This window comes from Bradyrhizobium sp. 14AA, assembly GCF_054185205.1.
This window is the reverse complement of sequence record NZ_JAVAYM010000022.1, coordinates 39558-55317: the sequence shown is the minus strand read 5'-3', so window position 1 is coordinate 55317 and position 15760 is coordinate 39558. Positions and strand designations below refer to the sequence as shown.

Here is a 15760-nt window from a genome sequence, read left to right as displayed (position 1 = left end):
CGCGCCTCGCCGATCTGAAGCTGTCAATCGTTGAAGTTGTGCGCCTGATTCTTCGACTGCCGAACTCATCCTGTTGTGGAACGTGCAGCGGCGGACTCTCGATGCAATTGCAGCGTGCCCGCGAAGCCGCGGGCACGCATTGTCAGCCATAGCAGGAGCGCTCAGTAAGCGAGCTTTGGATACCAGTCAGTGCCGCGCCCTTCTGGCGTGGTGTCGAGAATGGACCAGAGCGGATCCAGGTCGGGCGCGCCGCGCGGATCCTGGTGGGGGTCGGCCATCGTGCCGCTCATCTCGGCGGACCAAAAATGCCGGATCGTGCCGTCGCGCTGCGTGAACACGCTGTAGCCGGGCACGTCGGCATCCTCGGCACTGACGTAGTCGCGCGTGTAATCGCCGGAGATGTCAGAGAAGACCTTGTGCCGCGTCCAGCCACGCGCTTTCTTTGCCTCGATCAACCGCGCGATCGGCGACCTCGCGATGAAGACGATCGCGATACGCTGCTCGATGTCAGGCAATTTGTGCTCCCATGTGCTCATGAAGGACGTGCACATCGGGCATGGCGTCTGCCGTTGCGGCCCGAACATGTAGCTGTAGATCGCGAGCGTCTGCTTGCCGTCGAACAAATCAGCGAAATTCGCTTTGCCGTTCTCGCCTTCGAACACGTAGTCTTTCTTCACCTCGCCGCCGAGCGGCAGCGCCCGACGCAGTTCAGCGACACGCTCAATGTGACGACGCAGCTCGATTTCCTCCGTCAGGAGGCCTTGCCGGGCGCGGCGATAATCGGCGGTTTCGTTGGGAAAATGGGCCTTGTTCGTACCAGCAAGTTCGGAAGCAGCCTTCACGATGGAACTATCCATGGCGTGACCTCTGGTTAGGGCCGATATCCGTGAAGACGTCCGGCGGCGCCTCGTTCCGACACCTCAAAAGATTAACTTCGCCGAGACCGTCCTCTCGTTCGCGCAAACTGCGGAAAGGTTGAGGACTGGCTCAAGTCGCGCAGGCCGCCTTTCATTTGGAAACAACTGCCAAGCTATTGATCTTACTGGGGCCGAATTAAGCGTATTGTTCCAAATGCCCGTTGAAATCATTGAATAATCAAGCAGGTTTTGATTCCGCCATTCGGAGGTTCGATCCCTCCCGCCCCAGCCAGATGCTCCGTTTCCCCTGACATTGCAGCTGAAACCGGCCTGGCTGGGAAGCTGATGCACAGCTCTGCGACACAACGCTGCGTTGGGGGCCTTCGCGCGCGTCCCGCGCACTGACCAGCACTCGGCCTGACGACCCAACTCCACCCGATCCTGGACGATGTCGCAGGTCTCCTGCTGCACGAGGATGGCGGATAGATCTGCTTTTTTGAACGGGCTTCTCCTGGAGCTCCTTGGAACCGCTCGCGCCAAGTTTGCGCCGGGCGCGCGAAAGCTCTTGACAGATCGCAAAATACTTAACATGTTAAGTATATCTACCGGCATACGGGATTGATGCGCTGAAGGGTCTGCGCCGTCCGTCCTCCGGCTTTGCGAAAACAGGTAGAGGTCGCTGCCCAGGTGCGGCGCTGCAAAAAGGGAGTGAACCGTCGTGTCCAAGCTTCAGGAAAATATCGACAAGGCGGAGCGCCATCTTGCCCGCTTCAAGGACAAGGGCGTCCTCAACCGCATCGCCGGTGAAGACGTCCCGTCTGCCGACAATGCAACCTTCGAAACGATCTCTCCGGTCGACCTGAAGCCGCTCGCCAGGGTGGCGCATGGCAAGGCCGCGGACATCGATCGAGCCGCGAAGGCGGCGCAGGCGGCGTTTCCGCAATGGGCCGAGACATCCGGGGACGCCCGGAAAAAGCTGCTGCACAAAGTTGCCGATGCCATCGTGGCGCGCGCCGAAGAAATTGCCTTCGTCGAATGCATGGACACCGGGCAGTCGCTGAAATTCATGGCCAAGGCCGCGCTGCGGGGCGCAGAGAACTTCCGCTTCTTTGCCGACCGGGCGCCCGAGGCGCGTGACGGCAGGTCGCTTCGTGCGGATGGTCAGGTGAACATGACCACCCGCGTGCCGATCGGCCCGGTGGGCATCATCACGCCCTGGAATACGCCCTTCATGCTGTCGACGTGGAAGATCGCGCCGGCGCTCGCGGCCGGCTGCACCATCGTGCACAAGCCAGCCGAATTCTCGCCGTTGACCGCGCGTCTGCTGGTCGAGATCGCGGAAGAGGCCGGTCTGCCCAAGGGCGTCTGGAATCTCGTCAACGGTCTTGGCGAGGATGCCGGCAAGGCGCTGACCGAGCACCCGCTCATCAAGGCGATCGGCTTCGTTGGCGAAAGCCGCACCGGCTCGATGATCATGAAACAAGGCGCCGATACGCTGAAGCGTGTTCATTTCGAACTCGGCGGCAAGAATCCGGTGATCGTGTTCGCGGATGCCGACCTCGAGCGCGCCGCGGACGCGGCGGTGTTCATGATCTACTCCCTCAACGGCGAGCGCTGCACCTCGTCCTCGCGTCTCCTCGTCGAAGCGAGCATCTACGACAAGTTCACGGCGATCGTCGCCGAGAAGGCCGGCCGGATCAAGGTCGGCCATCCACTCGACCCCGAGACCGTCATCGGCCCGTTGATCCATCCGGTGCACGAGAAGAAGGTCCTCGAGTATGTCGAGATCGGCAGGTCGGAGGGCGCCACCATCGCGACCGGCGGCCGCAAGGTCGACGGGCCCGGCGGCGGTTGCTACGTTGCGCCGACGCTCTTCACCGGCGCCAACAACGCCATGCGCATCGCGCAGGAGGAGATCTTCGGCCCCGTCCTGACGGCGATCCCGTTCAAGGACGAGGCGGAGGCGCTCGCATTAGCTAACGACGTTCAGTATGGGCTCACCGGCTATCTCTGGACCGCCGACGTCACGCGTGCCTTCCGCTTCACCGACCGGCTGCAAGCCGGCATGATCTGGGTCAATTCGGAGAATGTCCGCCACCTGCCGACGCCCTTTGGCGGTGTGAAGAACTCGGGCATCGGCCGCGACGGCGGCGATTGGTCGTTCGATTTCTATATGGAGACGAAGAACGTCTCGTTCGCAACCACGGCGCACAACATCCAGAAATTAGGCGGCTAAGCGCTCCGCGAGAGACCAAAGGAGGAAATCATGGCATTGCCCAAGCCCAACCTTTATCCGCCGTTCAACATCGTGCGTCTCAGCCATGTCGAATTTGGCGTGAGTGATCTTGCCAAGTCCCGCGCGTTTTATGTCGACACGCTCGGTTTGCAGGTGACCGACGAGAGCTCCGATGCGATCTATCTTCGCGCGATGGAAGAGCGCGGCCATCATTGCATCGTGCTGAGGAAGTCCGACAAGGTCGAGGCCCGCGATCTCGGCTTCAAGGTGTTCAGCGAGGACGATCTCGACAAGGCGGCCCAGTACTTCAAGAGCAGAGAGCTGCCGGTCGAATGGGTCGAGCGCCCCTATCAGTCGCGCACGTTCCGCACCCGCGATCCCCAAGGCATTCCGCTCGAGTTCTATTCGAAGATGGACCGGTTGCCGCCGATCCATCAGAAATACGCCCTCTACAGGGGCGTGAAGCCGCTCCGTATCGACCACTTCAATTGCTTCTCGCCGAACGTCGATGAAGCCGTCGCCTTCTACAACGAGATCGGCTTCCGCGTGACGGAGTACACGGCGGATGAGGAGACGGGACGGCTTTGGGCGGCCTGGGCCCATCGCAAGGGTGGCGTTCACGACATGGCCTTCACCAATGGCCGCGGCCCACGGCTGCACCACACCGCATTCTGGGTGCCGACCCCGCTCAACATCATCGATCTGCTCGACCTCATGGCGACCACCGGGTGGGTGTCCAACATCGAACGAGGTCCGGGCCGCCACGGCATCTCGAACGCCTTCTTCCTCTACATTCTCGATCCCGATGGTCACCGCATCGAAATCTACTGCTCGGATTACCAGACGGTCGATCCCGATCTCGAACCGATCAAATGGGACCTGAAGGATCCGCAGCGTCAGACGCTGTGGGGAGCGCCCGCACCGAGATCCTGGTTCGAGCATGGCAGTCTCTTCGCCGGCGTTAGTCCGCGCGACTCCGATCTGGCGGCCCAGCCGATCATCGCGCCCTGATTGGGGCATTCGAGGGCGGTAAAGGGAGCACCGACATGCAATTGAAGGATCCGACGCTATTCCGGCAGGCCGCCCTGGTCGGCGGCAAATGGATCGAAGTCGATCGCGCCAACGCGATTGCAGTCACCAATCCCGCGAACGGTGACGTGATCGGCCACGTGCCGAACCTCGGCGCGGTCGAGACCAAGGCTGCGATCGCCGCCGCGGAAACGGCGCAGAAGGATTGGGCCGCGCGCGCCGCAAAGGAGCGCGCGCAGGTCCTGCGACGCTGGTTCGAGCTGATGATGCAAAATCAGGACGACCTTGGTCGCATCCTGACCCTGGAACAGGGCAAGCCGCTCGCGGAAGCCAAGGGCGAGATTGCCTATGGCGCGAGCTTCATCGAATGGTTTGCCGAGGAGGCGCGCCGCGTCTACGGCGACATCATTCCCGGACATCAGAAGGACAAGCGCATCCTCGTGATGAAGCAGCCCATCGGTGTGGTGGCAGCGATCACGCCGTGGAATTTTCCCAACGCGATGATCACCCGCAAGGCCGGCCCGGCGCTGGCCGCCGGTTGCGCAATGGTGCTGAAGCCGGCTTCGCAGACGCCGTTTTCGGCGATCGCCCTGGGTATTCTCGCCGAGCGCGCCGGTCTTCCCGCCGGGCTGTTCAGCGTCATCACGGGTTCGGCGCGCGCCATCGGTGCCGAGATGACCTCCAACCCCACCGTCCGCAAGCTGACCTTCACCGGCTCCACTGAAATTGGCGCTGAGCTCTATCGCCAGAGTGCGCCGACCATCAAGAAGCTGGGCCTTGAACTCGGCGGCAATGCGCCGTTCATCGTCTTCGACGATGCCGATCTCGACGCGGCGGTCGAGGGTGCGCTGATCGCCAAGTTTCGCAACAACGGGCAGACCTGCGTCTGCGCCAACCGCCTCTACGTCCAGGACGGCGTCTATGACGCCTTTTCGAAGAAGCTCTCATCCGCTGTCGGCAAGCTCGAGACCGGCAACGGCTTCGACGATGGCGTCGTGCTGGGTCCGTTGATCGACGAACCCGCGCTCGCCAAGGTCGAAGAGCACGTGGCCGACGCCGTTCGAAGCGGCGCGCGCGTGATCCAGGGCGGCAAGCGCCATCGCTTGGGCGGGACGTTCTACGAGCCGACCGTGCTGGTCGATGTCACCTCACACATGGCCGTTGCACGCGAGGAAACCTTCGGCCCGGTGGCGCCCCTGTTCCGCTTCAAGGACGAGGCCGACGTCATCGCTCAGGCCAACGACACCGAGTTCGGTCTCGCGTCCTACTTCTACGCCAAGGATCTATCCCGCGTGTTCCGCGTCGCGGAGGCTCTGGAATACGGCATGGTCGGCGTGAACACCGGGCTGATCTCCACGGCGGAGGCGCCTTTCGGAGGCATCAAGTCTTCCGGGCTGGGGCGAGAGGGATCGCGCTACGGCATCGAGGAGTTCACCGAGATCAAATATGTCTGTCTCGGCGGCGTGACCTGAGAACACAACTAGAAGAGGGAGCTTCACCCATGTCTCGCCCGAGGTTCATCAGCTTCACCCGCAACGGCTCGCTCGGCTACGGCTTGCTCGCGGACGGCGGTGTGATCGATCTGTCCGCCCGTCACGGCAAACGCTGGCCCACCTTGCGCGAAGTGATCGAGGACGGCGCGCTGGTGTCTCTCGCCGAGGAGAGCGCCGCGCTACCGGTGGATTTTCCGGTCGAGGACATCCGCTATGAGATTCCGCTGCCGGCACCGGAAAAGATCATCTGCGTCGGCGTGAACTTTCCCGACCGGAACGAGGAGTACAAGGACGGGCAGGCGGCGCCCTCAAATCCCTCGCTCTTCATCCGCTTTCCGCGCTCGTTCACGGGCCATGAACAAGCTCTGCTGCGTCCCCCGGAGAGCCCGCAGCTCGACTACGAAGGCGAGATCGTCATCGTGATCGGCAAGGGCGGTCGCAGGATTGCGCAGAGCGAGGCGCTCGGTCATATCGCCGCGCTATCGTTGTGCAACGAAGGCACGATCCGCGATTGGGTGCGGCACGCCAAGTTCAACGTGACGCAGGGCAAGAACTTCGATCGCACCGGCTCGATCGGGCCCTGGCTCATCCCCTATACCGACGAGAGCCAGCTTGCCGACGTCAAGCTGGAAACGCGAGTCAACGGCGAAGTCCGCCAGCAGGACCGCACGAGCCGGATGATCTTCTCCTTCCGCAAGATCATCAACTATATCTCGACCTTCACGACCCTGGTTCCTGGCGATGTCATCGTAACAGGCACGCCGACGGGCGCCGGCGCGCGTTTTGATCCGCCGATCTGGCTGAAGCCCGGCGACGTCGTCGAGGTGGAGGCGGAGGGCATCGGCGTCCTGCGCAACACGATCGCAGACGAGGTGTGACCCTTGTCGACGAAGGTCGGGCGATCACCGACCTCAAGGCGCTCTCGGAGCTTCTCAACGACGTATTTCTGCCGCACGGTAGCGTCGCGCATGTGCGCTCGTCCATCGTTCTCGATCGCCTGAAGCAGACCTCGCAGTTGCCGCTTGGGCACCTGATGCCTGCCGAGAAACGCCCTGCGGGGAGCTCGCGATCCCGAAGCGAAGGTGCATCACGGTCCAGACGATCCAGAAAGGCTTGAGCCGTCGAACGTCATGGATTGCACTTGGTCAAGTATTGAATACCATGGCCATGCACTGATCCAGGGCATTGGCATTCGAGCGAAATGGCGGGGATGGTAGCCGGTTCAAAGAGAGCGCGCGGAGGCAGCGGCCGCGTCAAGCTCGAAGAGGTCGCCCGCAAGGCCAATGTCTCGACCGCGACGGTATCGCGTGCCTTCAACGAGCCCGACAAGGTGTCCGAAGAGGTCAGGCAGCGCGTCAAGGACGCGGCGCGCGCTCTGAACTGGATTCCGAATGCCGCCGGACGGGCGCTGGCCTCGCGCAGGACGCATATCGCGGGCGCCATCATCCCGACGCTCGACAACGAAATCTTCGCCCACCAGATCGGAGGCATGCAGAGCGTCTTCAGCGAGCGCGGCTTCACGCTGTTCCTGGGCTGCTCGAACTATGATCCGGACGAAGGCCTGAGGCAGGCCGATGCCATGCTCGCGCGCGGCGTCGAGGCGCTGGCGGTGGTCGGTGAAAGCCATCCGCCCGAGCTCTTCGACGCGCTCGTCTCGCGGGGCATTCCCTACGTCGTGACGTACTCCTACAACAGAGCGTCGCCGCATCCGTGCGTCGGCTTCGACAATCGCGCCGCCTTCAGTCGCATGACGGACCACCTGCTGTCTCTGGGCCACCGCCGGTTCGCCGCGATCTTTCAGCCCGACACCAACAATGATCGCGTGAAGGAACGACTTCGCGGCGTCGGCGAAGCGCTCGCGGCCGCGGGTCTGGAGATGGCCGCGCAGGATCTGCTGATGGGACCCTCGACGCTGGAATTCGGCGCGGGGAGTTTTGCGAGACTGATGACGCGGGCGGTGGGAACCCGCCCCACTGCGATCGTTTGCGGCAACGACAATCTGGCGCTCGGTGCGCTGATGGCGGCACGGGAAAGCGGCCTGGAAGCGCCCAGGGATTTCTCGATCACCGGCTTCGACGATCTTGCGATCTCGTCGCGCTTTTCTCCCGGGCTCACGACGATGAAGGTCGACAACCAGCAGATCGGCGTGTTGGCCGCCAACGAGCTGCTCGCGGTGATCGCCGGCCAGCAAGCGCAGGCGCAGTCCCGGGAAATCGTGCCGGTCCTGAAAATTCGCGAGAGCACCGGCGAGCCCAGGGGCCGCTGAGCCCTGACGGACGGACGAGGGGCGTCTTTCTCAAGATGCACGGAGTCCTCTGCCGGGGTCGCTTGACAGTGGCTATGTAAGCGCTTACATAACCGCGTTTCAAAAGCCTTGAAAAGTAACCGGCGGGCATCTCGCCGGAATGGGACGGAGAGGAAGCGACAATGCGCGATAGCCTTTTGCGGTGGGTCCGAAACTGCTCGATGGCGGTTTCACTGGTCCTGCCGGTGATGGGGACGGTGAGCCCGGCAGCGGCCGAGGAGAAGCTCGTCGTCTGGTGGAACAAGGGCTACTACAAGGCCGAAGAGGACGCGCTGCTCGACGTCATCAGGAAGTTCGAGGCCAAGACAGGGGTCAAGGTCGAGCTGTCGCAATATGCGACGCAGGACATGATGCCGAAGCTGGTGGCGGCGCTCGATGCCGGCAGTCCGCCCGACGTCAGCTATGCGGACACCTACCACTTCCAGGGCGCCGGCAAGTGGGCGTCCGAAGGCAAGCTGGTCGATCTCAGCTCGGTCCTCGCGTCGATCAAGGGCGAGTTCTCCCCGCAGTCGCTCGAAACGGTCATGCTGTACAACGACAAGACCAAGGCGAAGGCCTATTACGCCTTTCCGCTCAAGCAGGCGACGCTGCATCTGCACTATTGGAAGGACATGCTCGAGGAGGGCGGCCTCAAGGAGACCGACCTTCCGAAGGACTGGAAGGGCTTCTGGTCGTTCTGGTGCGACAAGGCGCAGCCCGCGGTGCGCAAAGCATCCGGCAAGCGCATCTACGGCATCGGCCATCCCATGGGCGTCGACGCCACCGACAGCTTCATCTCGTTCCTGGTGTTCATGGACGCCTACAACGTCGTGCTCGTCGACGACAACGGCAAGCTCCTGGTCGACGACCCCAAGGTGAGGGCGGGTCTCGTCGCCGCCATGACGGACTACATCGAGATCTCGGCCAAGGGCTGCACGCCGCAATCGGCGACGAGCTGGAAGGATCCCGACAACAACGTCGCCTTCCACAACAAGACGACGATCATGACGCACAATTCGACGATCTCGGTGCCCGGCAAATGGCTTGACGACGCCACCAACGAGACGCTCACCGCCGAGCAGCGCGACGAGGCGAAGAAGAACTATTACGAGCGCATCCGCACCATGGTCTGGCCCAACAAGCCGGACGGCACGCCGGTCCACACCCGCGCCTCCGTGGTGGTCGGCCTGATCTTCGAGCAGGCCAAGAACAAGGAGCGCGCCAAGGAATTCGTCTCGTTCCTGCTGCGCGACGAGAACCTGCAGCCCTACGTGGAAGGCGCGCTCGGCCGCTGGTTCCCGGTCAAGACCGCCGGCCAGAAGTCCGCCTTCTGGGACGGCGACGTTCATCGCCGCGCCGAGCGCGACCAGTTCTTCGCCGGCGTCGGCGGCTACGAGATGAGCAAGAACTACAAGTTCACCACGCTCAACAACGAGAACGTCTGGATGAAGGCCGTGAACGCCATCGTCACCAACAAGGTGCCGGTCGAGAAGGCCGTCGACGACATGATCGTGCGCATCAAGGAAGTGGCCGGCAACTGACCGCCGGCCAAGCGTTACGCTCACGCGTCAGGACGCGTGAGCACCGTACTTGAGATCACCGTACTTGCAGGCGAAGCTCCGTGGAGATCGTGCATGTCCCTGATCATCGTCTTCGGCTCCATCAACGTCGACCTCGTCGCCGGTGTCGACGCGATTGCCAGGCCCGGCGAGACGGTCCTGGCAACCGGGTATGCGACGCTCTGCGGCGGCAAGGGCGCCAACCAGGCGGTCGCCGCCGCGCGCGTGTCGTCGCGGGGGCGGGTCGCCATGGTCGGCCGGATCGGACGGGATGCATTCGGCCGGCTGTGCATCGACAACCTTGCGGCCAACGGGGTCATCGTCGACCGCGTCACGGCGGGCACCGAGCCGACCGGATGCGCCTTCATCACCGTCAGCGCTGACGGAGAGAATGCCATCACGGTCGCGAGCGGTGCCAATGGATATCTTGCGGCCGACGCAATCCCGGCGGCCGAACTTTCCGCGGCGACGACCCTCGTCCTTCAGATGGAGGTCCCGCTTCCGGCCTCGCTCAGCGTTGCCCGCGCCGTCCGCGCGGCAGGAGGTCGCGTGATCTGGAATCTCGCGCCCGTGCCGGAGCGGCTGAGCACGGCCGATCTCCGTTCGCTCCTTGACGCGACCAGTGTCCTCGTCGTGAACGAGCATGAGGCCCGTGTCGCTGCGCTGCGGCTGGGCTGGAGCGGCGAAAGCTTCGAAGAGGCCGCGGCCGTTCTCGCGGCGACCGGCGGAGTGACCTGCATCGTCACCGCGGGACCGCTGGGCGCGCGCGCGTTTCATCCGGATGGGACGCGCCACGCCGTTTCGGCCGAGCGAATTCTTCCGATCGATACGACCGGGGCGGGCGACACCTTCGTCGGCATTCTGGCGGCGGGGCTTGACGAGGGGCGCGGCTGGCACGAAACGCTTGCCCGCGCGTGCCGCGGAGCCTCGCTGGCGTGCCTTGCCCACGGCGCGCAGCGAGGAATGCCCACCGCTGAGGCCCTGTCGTGAGCGTCGCCGGCGGACTTGCGCGTATGTCTCTTTTCGACGGGCTCTTTGCCCGTCACTGATCTCAACGTCTTTGGAGCTGATTTGTGACTGCAACCATCAAGGGCATCATTCCGGTGATGCTGACTCCCTTCACCGAAGCTGATGCTATCGACTATTCCGGCCTCGAAAATCTCATCGAATGGTACATCGCCAATGGCGCCGACGCGCTGTTCGCCGTGGCCCAGTCGAGCGAGATGCAGTTCCTGAGTGTCGCGGAGCGCGTCGAGCTGGCACGTTTCGTCGTGCGGCAGGCGGCGGGACGGGTGCCCGTCATCGCGTCGGGCCACGTCAGCGAGTCGCGTGAGGATCAAGTGACCGAGCTGACCTCGATCGCCGCGACCGGCGTGGACGGGCTGGTGCTGGTGACGAACCGGTTCGATCCGAAGGGGCAGGGCGGCACGGTGTTCATGGACAATCTGCGCGGCCTGCTCGATGCGCTGCCCGCCGGTCTTCCGCTCGGTCTCTATGAATGCCCGGCGCCGTTCCGCCGGCTGCTGTCCGACGACGAGCTGGCGTTCTGCGCCGAGAGCGGACGCTTCGCCATCCTCAAGGACGTCTCGTGTGATCTCGACACCGTGAAACGCCGCGTGGCGCTGACGAAGAATTCATCGCTTGCAATCGTCAACGCCAATGCTGCGATCGCCTTCGACGCGATGAAGTGCGGATCTGCCGGCTTCACCGGCGTGTTCACGAATATCCACCCCGATCTCTACAAATGGCTGCTCGCTCACAGCGCGAAGCATCCGGCCCTGGCGGACGAGCTCTCCGTCTACCTCGCGCTCGCCGCGATGGCGGAGCCGATGGGATATCCCAAGCTGGCGAAGCTGTACCATCAGCGGCTCGGCACGTTCTCATGCGTCCGCAGCCGGGCCGTCGACTTCGACATCCGCGAGCGGTTCTGGGCGCTCGATGCGCTGCTCGACAAGATCATGCAGGGGCAGGAAAGCTTCCGCGCCAGGATTGCGGCCGCGCGCTGATCGGATCACGGACGAAACTGCGTTGCGGCGGCCCAAGGCCGCCGCAGCCGCATCGGGACGCCGCCGGGCGGCGGGTCGCCGTCGTCATCGAGCTTGCGCAGCGCGACGAGGATGTCCGTGAGCCGGATCGGGTGATCCACGCCGGGAATCTCGCGCAGCGCAGGATGAGATTCGACGGCGTACATGTCCGAGGCCCACGACGACAATATGATCCGCTTCTCCGCCGTCGAGAGCTCGCTGTCGTCGAGAACGGCGTTTGGCGATGCATAGTATGCGGCGGGATGAAACAGCGGATCGAGGCCGCTGGCGGTTGCATCGGCATTGGTCATCTCTTGTCTCCCTCTACACTCCTTTCGAAGGGATGGTCTGATCGGCGGATGGCGATCCGAATCGCCATCCGCCATGGTCGTCGCTGTCGAACGCGTTCGAGCGGCTTAAGCCGCTTTCTTCTGCTCGATCTGCGGCGACGCGGCGCTGGCGATCTGGATCCGGCGCGGCTTCATGGCGTCCGGAATCTCGCGCACGAGATCGATGGTCAGGAGGCCGTCCTGAAAAGCGGCCTGCTTGACCTGGACGTAGTCGGCGAGATTGAACACGCGGCGGAACGGGCGTGCCGCGATGCCCTGATAGAGATATTCGCGCGCGGCGCTGTCGGGCTTCCTGCCCTCGATGGTGAGCGCGTTCTGTTCGGCGGTCACGGTGATGTCGTTGGCGCCGAAGCCGGCCACGGCTAACGTGATCCGGTAGTGATCTTCGCCGGAGCGCTCGATGTTGTAGGGAGGATAATTGTCCTCGCCCGCCTGACGCAACGTACTGTCGACGAGGTCCGCCAGGTGGTCGAAGCCGATGGTGGAGCGCCACAGGGGCGCGAAGTCAAAGGTGGTCCTCATACCAAGTCCTCCAAAGAGCAAGATGGTTACGAAGGAGCGCATGACAGGAGATCGGAGTGGATCCGATGACCCCGGCCCGGCGCCCGCGCCGGACCCGAGCGGGCATCCGGCACACCGCTCTCGCGGCGAAAAACGACTTAGAGCGCCGCAAGGACCTTGCAAGAGGGGGGCTAAATTTTTTTTTGAGGGAGCTGCTCGGCGGCAGGCCAATGCCTCCGAGGAACCCAGGAGGCGGCGAGAGAGCGTCTTGACAGCGGACGACGCCCGAATATTTTTCTGCGTCGGAAGACGCATCTTCCGACCCCGCAAATTCGAAAAGGACTGTGAAAGACCGTCAGGAGTGACGACGATGCTCGATCAAGATCTGGCCCGCATCCGCGCGCACCGAAACAACCTCTGCCGCTATCGACGCTTGCTGAAGACGAAGCTGTCGGACATTGAGCGGCAGTTTATCGAACGACGCCTCACCGAGGAGCAGACCGCGCTCGCGGCTCTCGCCGCCGGTGCCGTACCCGTCGCATTCGCGCTTCCGAACAGGCTACCGGCTTCGTCCACCACGGGAGCTGAACGATGAGTGACGTTCGTGACCTCCTCATCCGTGGCAGCGAGAAGGTGATCGGGCACTATCGCCTGTTGCTGGCGGGTGCCAGGAACGAGAGCGAGCGCGAGCTCTATCGCGCGCGGATCGAGCGAGAGCAGCGATTGCTCGACGCGCTGCAAAGCGGCTTTCCAGAGCGATCGGTGGCGTGAGCAGGCCCGCACGTTTCATTCCGGAAACTTGCTTGCGAGCCTCCGGCCCTCCTGCACCAGCATGGCCACGAATACCGTGATTTTCGGCGGCCGGAACCGGGCGGCGGGATACACGGCATGGATGCCGCCCATCGGCAAGCTCCAGGACGGCAGAACGTGGACCAGCCGGCGCGATTTCAGGTGCTCCGCGACCAGGTAGTCGGGCAGCACGCAGAGTCCCCCGCCGGCGAGCGCCGCTCCCAGCACCGCAGGCGTCGTGTTGATCGAGATCGACTGCTCCATGCGGACTGTGCGGCTTTCGACATCGTGTCGGGTGAAGCGCCAGACCAGCGGCTCGTCGAGCGCTCCGTTGGCGATGAACGGCAGCGCCGCAAGCTCGTCGGGCGTCTTGCTCCTGAACGCTGCGGCAACGTCCGGCGCGGCCACCAGCAATTGGCGAAACGATCCGATCCGCCTGGCCTGCTGACTCGAATCGTTCAGCCAGCCGACCCGGACCGACAGGTCGATCTGGTTGGCGACGAGGTCCGTCCGCGTGTCCGACAGGATCAGCTCGACACCGCAGGCCGGATATTTTCGTGCAAACTTCGCCGCCAGCGGCGCGATCATCGTTGCGCCATAGTCGTTCGGCGCGGCGATCCGCAGCACGCCCATCGGCTCGGCATTGGTCTGGGCGAGCTCGTCGACGGCGTCTTCCGCCGCGCGCAGGATCATGACGCAGCGGGCATGCAGCAGCCGGCCGGCTTCGGTCGGCTCGACTCTCCTGGTGGTCCGGAGCAGCAAAGCCGTTTTCAATTCCGCTTCGAGCCGTGCGACCTGCTGGCTGACGACGGTCTTGGTGATGCCGAGGCGCTCCGCGGCGCGCGTGAACGAGCCGGCATCGACCACGGCTGCGAAATAGGCGAGGCGGTTGAGGTTGATCGCTTCCATGGGTCATCGCAATTGTTAGCTAATGGCAAACAATATGTACTATTACCAGGTATTTATCAAATAATGATGCGCCACTAGGTTCTGCCGCACCGAACCTTGGCGGCCTGAAATCATGCAGATCACCTATCTCTTCGACCCTCTCTGCGGCTGGTGCTACGGCGCATCGCCGGTGCTGGAGCAGCTTGCCGCGCTCGACGATGCGACGCTGGTGCTGGCACCGACCGGCCTGTTTGCGGGCCCGGCGGCGCGCACCATGGACCAGCATTTTGCGGCCCATGCCTGGCAGAACGATCAGCGCATCGCGCGGTTGACTGGCCTGCCGTTCAGCGAGGCCTATCGCTCTGGCATTCTCGGCAAGACCGGCAGCATGTTCGACTCGGCGGCGGCGACCCTTGGCATCGTCGCCGTGGGTCTCACCGCCCCCGCTCGTCAGCTCGAGGCGCTCAAGCTCCTGCAGTGCGCCCGCTATGTCGACGGCCATGACAATTCCAGTCTTCAGGTCGTCGCCGACGTGCTCGAGGGCGCGCAGCTGGCCGATGCCGGGCGCCGCGTACGGGCGCCTGACGAAGCACTGATCGTGGCTTACCAGGCGCGGATCGCGGCTGCGCGCGCCGACATGATGCGATTTGGGGCCAATGGCGTGCCGGCCCTGGTGGTTGGCGACGGCGCCGGGCGGAGGCTGCTGGACGGCAGCATGCTGTTCGGGCGGTTCGATCTGCTGGCCGCGCAACTCCGTGCCGCCTGATCACCCAAACTGATTTTCCCTTTCAATGGAGAGAGCAATGTTGTCGAGGAGACAGATCATGAAGACCAGCCTTGCCGCGGGTGCCGCCGCGGTATTCGCGCCCGCAGATGTCGGCCATGCCGCGGAGGCCAAGCTGAGCTGGAAGCATTTTCCCGCTGGTCCCAACGGATTTTTCCGTGCGCCCGTCCTGCTTTCCGGTCCGACCGAGGCGGTGCTGATCGACGGCGGCTTCTCCTATCCGGACGGACGCGCGCTCGCAGAGGCGATCAAGGCGAGCGGCAAGAAGCTCACGACCATCTATATCAGCCAGTCCGATCCGGACTATTATTTCAGCCTGAAGCCGGTGCGCGAAGCTTTCCCGAATGCCAAGGTGCTGGCGGCGTCCGCGACGCTCGCGGCCATCAAGGCGAATGTGGAGAAGAAGCTCGCCGTCTGGGGGCCGCAGCTCAAGGAGAACGGTCCGCAGACGCTTGCCGACGTCGTTCTGCCGGAAGCATTCGACGGGGCTTCTCTTGCGGTTGACGGCGAGGCAATCGAAATCGTCGACGCCGAAGGTCTCGCCAACCGCCGCTATCTCTTCGTTCCGTCGTTGAATGCCGTGTTCGGCGGCGTGATGATCTTCTCCGGCGTGCATGTCTGGACCGCCGATACGCCGACCAGGGAGCAGCGCGCAGCCTGGGTCGCCAACCTCGACAAGATCGCGGCCCGCAAGCCGTCCGTCGTCGTCCCCGGCCACATGGCACCGGGCGTCGCCGTCGATCTCTCAGCCATCGAGCACACGAAGAAGTATCTGCTCGCCTTCGACGACGAGCTTGCGAAGGCCGCCGACAGCGCCGCGCTGAAGGCCGCCATGGAAGCGCGCTTCCCGAATCTCGGCATGGGCGTCGCGCTCGATATCGGCTCCAAGGTCGCCAAGGGCGAGATGAAGTGGGGCTGAGGTCTCAATGACGGTTGAGGGCGGCTCGCATTTGCGGTCGCCCCTTC

At 63.7% G+C, this 15760-nt stretch carries 16 protein-coding genes and 1 pseudogene; 13 read left to right on the top strand and 4 right to left on the bottom strand.

What is annotated here, in order from left to right:
* Positions 1 to 161 precede the first annotated feature (161 nt).
* Entirely contained in the window at positions 162 to 857 is a 696-nt protein-coding gene (locus RAD15_RS31755) for a DUF899 family protein (RefSeq protein WP_458182325.1), read from the bottom strand.
* Between the two features lie 718 nt (positions 858 to 1575).
* Here RAD15_RS31755 and hpaE point away from each other — a divergent pair.
* From hpaE to RAD15_RS31710, 9 genes and pseudogenes are all read left to right on the top strand, one after another.
* Entirely contained in the window at positions 1576 to 3093 is a 1518-nt protein-coding gene (gene hpaE, locus RAD15_RS31750; protein WP_458182323.1) for a 5-carboxymethyl-2-hydroxymuconate semialdehyde dehydrogenase, read from the top strand.
* A 30-nt stretch (positions 3094 to 3123) separates the two neighbouring features.
* Positions 3124 to 4104: a 3,4-dihydroxyphenylacetate 2,3-dioxygenase gene (hpaD, locus tag RAD15_RS31745; protein WP_458182322.1), complete on the top strand. Its 981-nt coding sequence runs from the start codon at positions 3124 to 3126 to the stop codon at positions 4102 to 4104.
* A 35-nt stretch (positions 4105 to 4139) separates the two neighbouring features.
* Positions 4140 to 5594 carry an NADP-dependent succinate-semialdehyde dehydrogenase gene (gene gabD / locus RAD15_RS31740; protein WP_458182320.1) on the top strand — a complete coding sequence of 485 codons (1455 nt, stop codon included), beginning with the start codon at positions 4140 to 4142 and terminating at the stop codon, positions 5592 to 5594.
* Between the two features lie 29 nt (positions 5595 to 5623).
* The gene (locus RAD15_RS31735; RefSeq protein ID WP_458182318.1) at positions 5624 to 6493 is read left to right on the top strand and encodes a fumarylacetoacetate hydrolase family protein; all 870 of its coding nucleotides are present in this window, start codon (positions 5624 to 5626) and stop codon (positions 6491 to 6493) included.
* A gap of 23 nt (positions 6494 to 6516) precedes the next feature.
* Positions 6517 to 6648 (top strand): annotated as a pseudogene (locus RAD15_RS31730) (Lrp/AsnC family transcriptional regulator); the annotation flags it as partial.
* Positions 6649 to 6825: 177 nt separating this feature from the next.
* Positions 6826 to 7881, top strand: a complete 1056-nt coding sequence (locus RAD15_RS31725) for a LacI family DNA-binding transcriptional regulator (RefSeq protein WP_458182317.1) — start codon at positions 6826 to 6828, stop codon at positions 7879 to 7881.
* 200 nt (positions 7882 to 8081) lie between these two features.
* A complete protein-coding gene (locus RAD15_RS31720) occupies positions 8082 to 9440 on the top strand; it encodes an ABC transporter substrate-binding protein (protein WP_458182315.1) in 1359 nt (452 codons plus the stop codon).
* A 93-nt stretch (positions 9441 to 9533) separates the two neighbouring features.
* Positions 9534 to 10448, top strand: coding sequence for a ribokinase (locus tag RAD15_RS31715; protein ID WP_458182314.1), 915 nt, complete (start codon positions 9534 to 9536; stop codon positions 10446 to 10448).
* Between the two features lie 83 nt (positions 10449 to 10531).
* Positions 10532 to 11464 (top strand): dihydrodipicolinate synthase family protein, encoded by a 933-nt coding sequence (locus RAD15_RS31710; RefSeq protein WP_458182312.1) that lies wholly within the window; start codon positions 10532 to 10534, stop codon positions 11462 to 11464.
* Positions 11465 to 11469: 5 nt separating this feature from the next.
* On the opposite strand, the gene RAD15_RS31705 is transcribed toward RAD15_RS31710, so the two are convergent.
* Both RAD15_RS31705 and RAD15_RS31700 read right to left on the bottom strand, forming a co-directional pair.
* Complete coding sequence (locus tag RAD15_RS31705) at positions 11470 to 11793, bottom strand: hypothetical protein (protein ID WP_458182311.1); 324 nt, start codon at positions 11791 to 11793, stop codon at positions 11470 to 11472.
* A gap of 105 nt (positions 11794 to 11898) precedes the next feature.
* Complete coding sequence (locus tag RAD15_RS31700; RefSeq protein ID WP_458182309.1) at positions 11899 to 12354, bottom strand: Hsp20 family protein; 456 nt, start codon at positions 12352 to 12354, stop codon at positions 11899 to 11901.
* A gap of 349 nt (positions 12355 to 12703) precedes the next feature.
* Here RAD15_RS31700 and RAD15_RS31695 point away from each other — a divergent pair, with 349 nt between their 5' ends.
* Positions 12704 to 12928 (top strand): hypothetical protein, encoded by a 225-nt coding sequence (locus tag RAD15_RS31695; RefSeq protein WP_458182308.1) that lies wholly within the window; start codon positions 12704 to 12706, stop codon positions 12926 to 12928.
* Positions 12925 to 13104, top strand: a complete 180-nt coding sequence (locus tag RAD15_RS31690) for a hypothetical protein (RefSeq protein ID WP_458182307.1) — start codon at positions 12925 to 12927, stop codon at positions 13102 to 13104. Before RAD15_RS31695 ends, RAD15_RS31690 begins: the two co-directional genes overlap by 4 nt.
* A gap of 15 nt (positions 13105 to 13119) precedes the next feature.
* Here the strand turns inward: RAD15_RS31690 and RAD15_RS31685 are convergent, their stop codons facing one another.
* Positions 13120 to 14031, bottom strand: coding sequence for a LysR substrate-binding domain-containing protein (locus RAD15_RS31685; RefSeq protein ID WP_458182305.1), 912 nt, complete (start codon positions 14029 to 14031; stop codon positions 13120 to 13122).
* 112 nt (positions 14032 to 14143) lie between these two features.
* Between RAD15_RS31685 and RAD15_RS31680 the strand changes: the two genes are divergently transcribed.
* Positions 14144 to 14776, top strand: a complete 633-nt coding sequence (locus RAD15_RS31680) for a DsbA family protein (protein WP_458182304.1) — start codon at positions 14144 to 14146, stop codon at positions 14774 to 14776.
* A 37-nt stretch (positions 14777 to 14813) separates the two neighbouring features.
* Positions 14814 to 15713 carry an MBL fold metallo-hydrolase gene (locus RAD15_RS31675; RefSeq protein WP_458182303.1) on the top strand — a complete coding sequence of 300 codons (900 nt, stop codon included), beginning with the start codon at positions 14814 to 14816 and terminating at the stop codon, positions 15711 to 15713.
* The last annotated feature ends 47 nt before the right edge of the window (positions 15714 to 15760 follow it).

Excerpts from the sequence above, each read along its gene's own strand:
- RAD15_RS31755 (WP_458182325.1), bottom strand. The coding sequence starts at position 857 with ATGGATAGTTCCATCGTGAAGGCTGCTTCCGAACTTGCTGGTACGAAC.
- hpaD (WP_458182322.1), top strand. The coding sequence starts at position 3,124 with ATGGCATTGCCCAAGCCCAACCTTTATCCGCCGTTCAACATCGTGCGT.
- gabD (WP_458182320.1), top strand. The coding sequence starts at position 4,140 with ATGCAATTGAAGGATCCGACGCTATTCCGGCAGGCCGCCCTGGTCGGC.
- RAD15_RS31735 (WP_458182318.1), top strand. The coding sequence starts at position 5,624 with ATGTCTCGCCCGAGGTTCATCAGCTTCACCCGCAACGGCTCGCTCGGC.
- RAD15_RS31725 (WP_458182317.1), top strand. The coding sequence starts at position 6,826 with ATGGTAGCCGGTTCAAAGAGAGCGCGCGGAGGCAGCGGCCGCGTCAAG.
- RAD15_RS31720 (WP_458182315.1), top strand. The coding sequence starts at position 8,082 with ATGGCGGTTTCACTGGTCCTGCCGGTGATGGGGACGGTGAGCCCGGCA.
- RAD15_RS31715 (WP_458182314.1), top strand. The coding sequence starts at position 9,534 with ATGTCCCTGATCATCGTCTTCGGCTCCATCAACGTCGACCTCGTCGCC.
- RAD15_RS31705 (WP_458182311.1), bottom strand. The coding sequence starts at position 11,793 with ATGACCAATGCCGATGCAACCGCCAGCGGCCTCGATCCGCTGTTTCAT.
- RAD15_RS31700 (WP_458182309.1), bottom strand. The coding sequence starts at position 12,354 with ATGAGGACCACCTTTGACTTCGCGCCCCTGTGGCGCTCCACCATCGGC.
- RAD15_RS31695 (WP_458182308.1), top strand. The coding sequence starts at position 12,704 with ATGCTCGATCAAGATCTGGCCCGCATCCGCGCGCACCGAAACAACCTC.
- RAD15_RS31690 (WP_458182307.1), top strand. The coding sequence starts at position 12,925 with ATGAGTGACGTTCGTGACCTCCTCATCCGTGGCAGCGAGAAGGTGATC.
- RAD15_RS31685 (WP_458182305.1), bottom strand. The coding sequence starts at position 14,031 with ATGGAAGCGATCAACCTCAACCGCCTCGCCTATTTCGCAGCCGTGGTC.
- RAD15_RS31680 (WP_458182304.1), top strand. The coding sequence starts at position 14,144 with ATGCAGATCACCTATCTCTTCGACCCTCTCTGCGGCTGGTGCTACGGC.
- RAD15_RS31675 (WP_458182303.1), top strand. The coding sequence starts at position 14,814 with ATGTTGTCGAGGAGACAGATCATGAAGACCAGCCTTGCCGCGGGTGCC.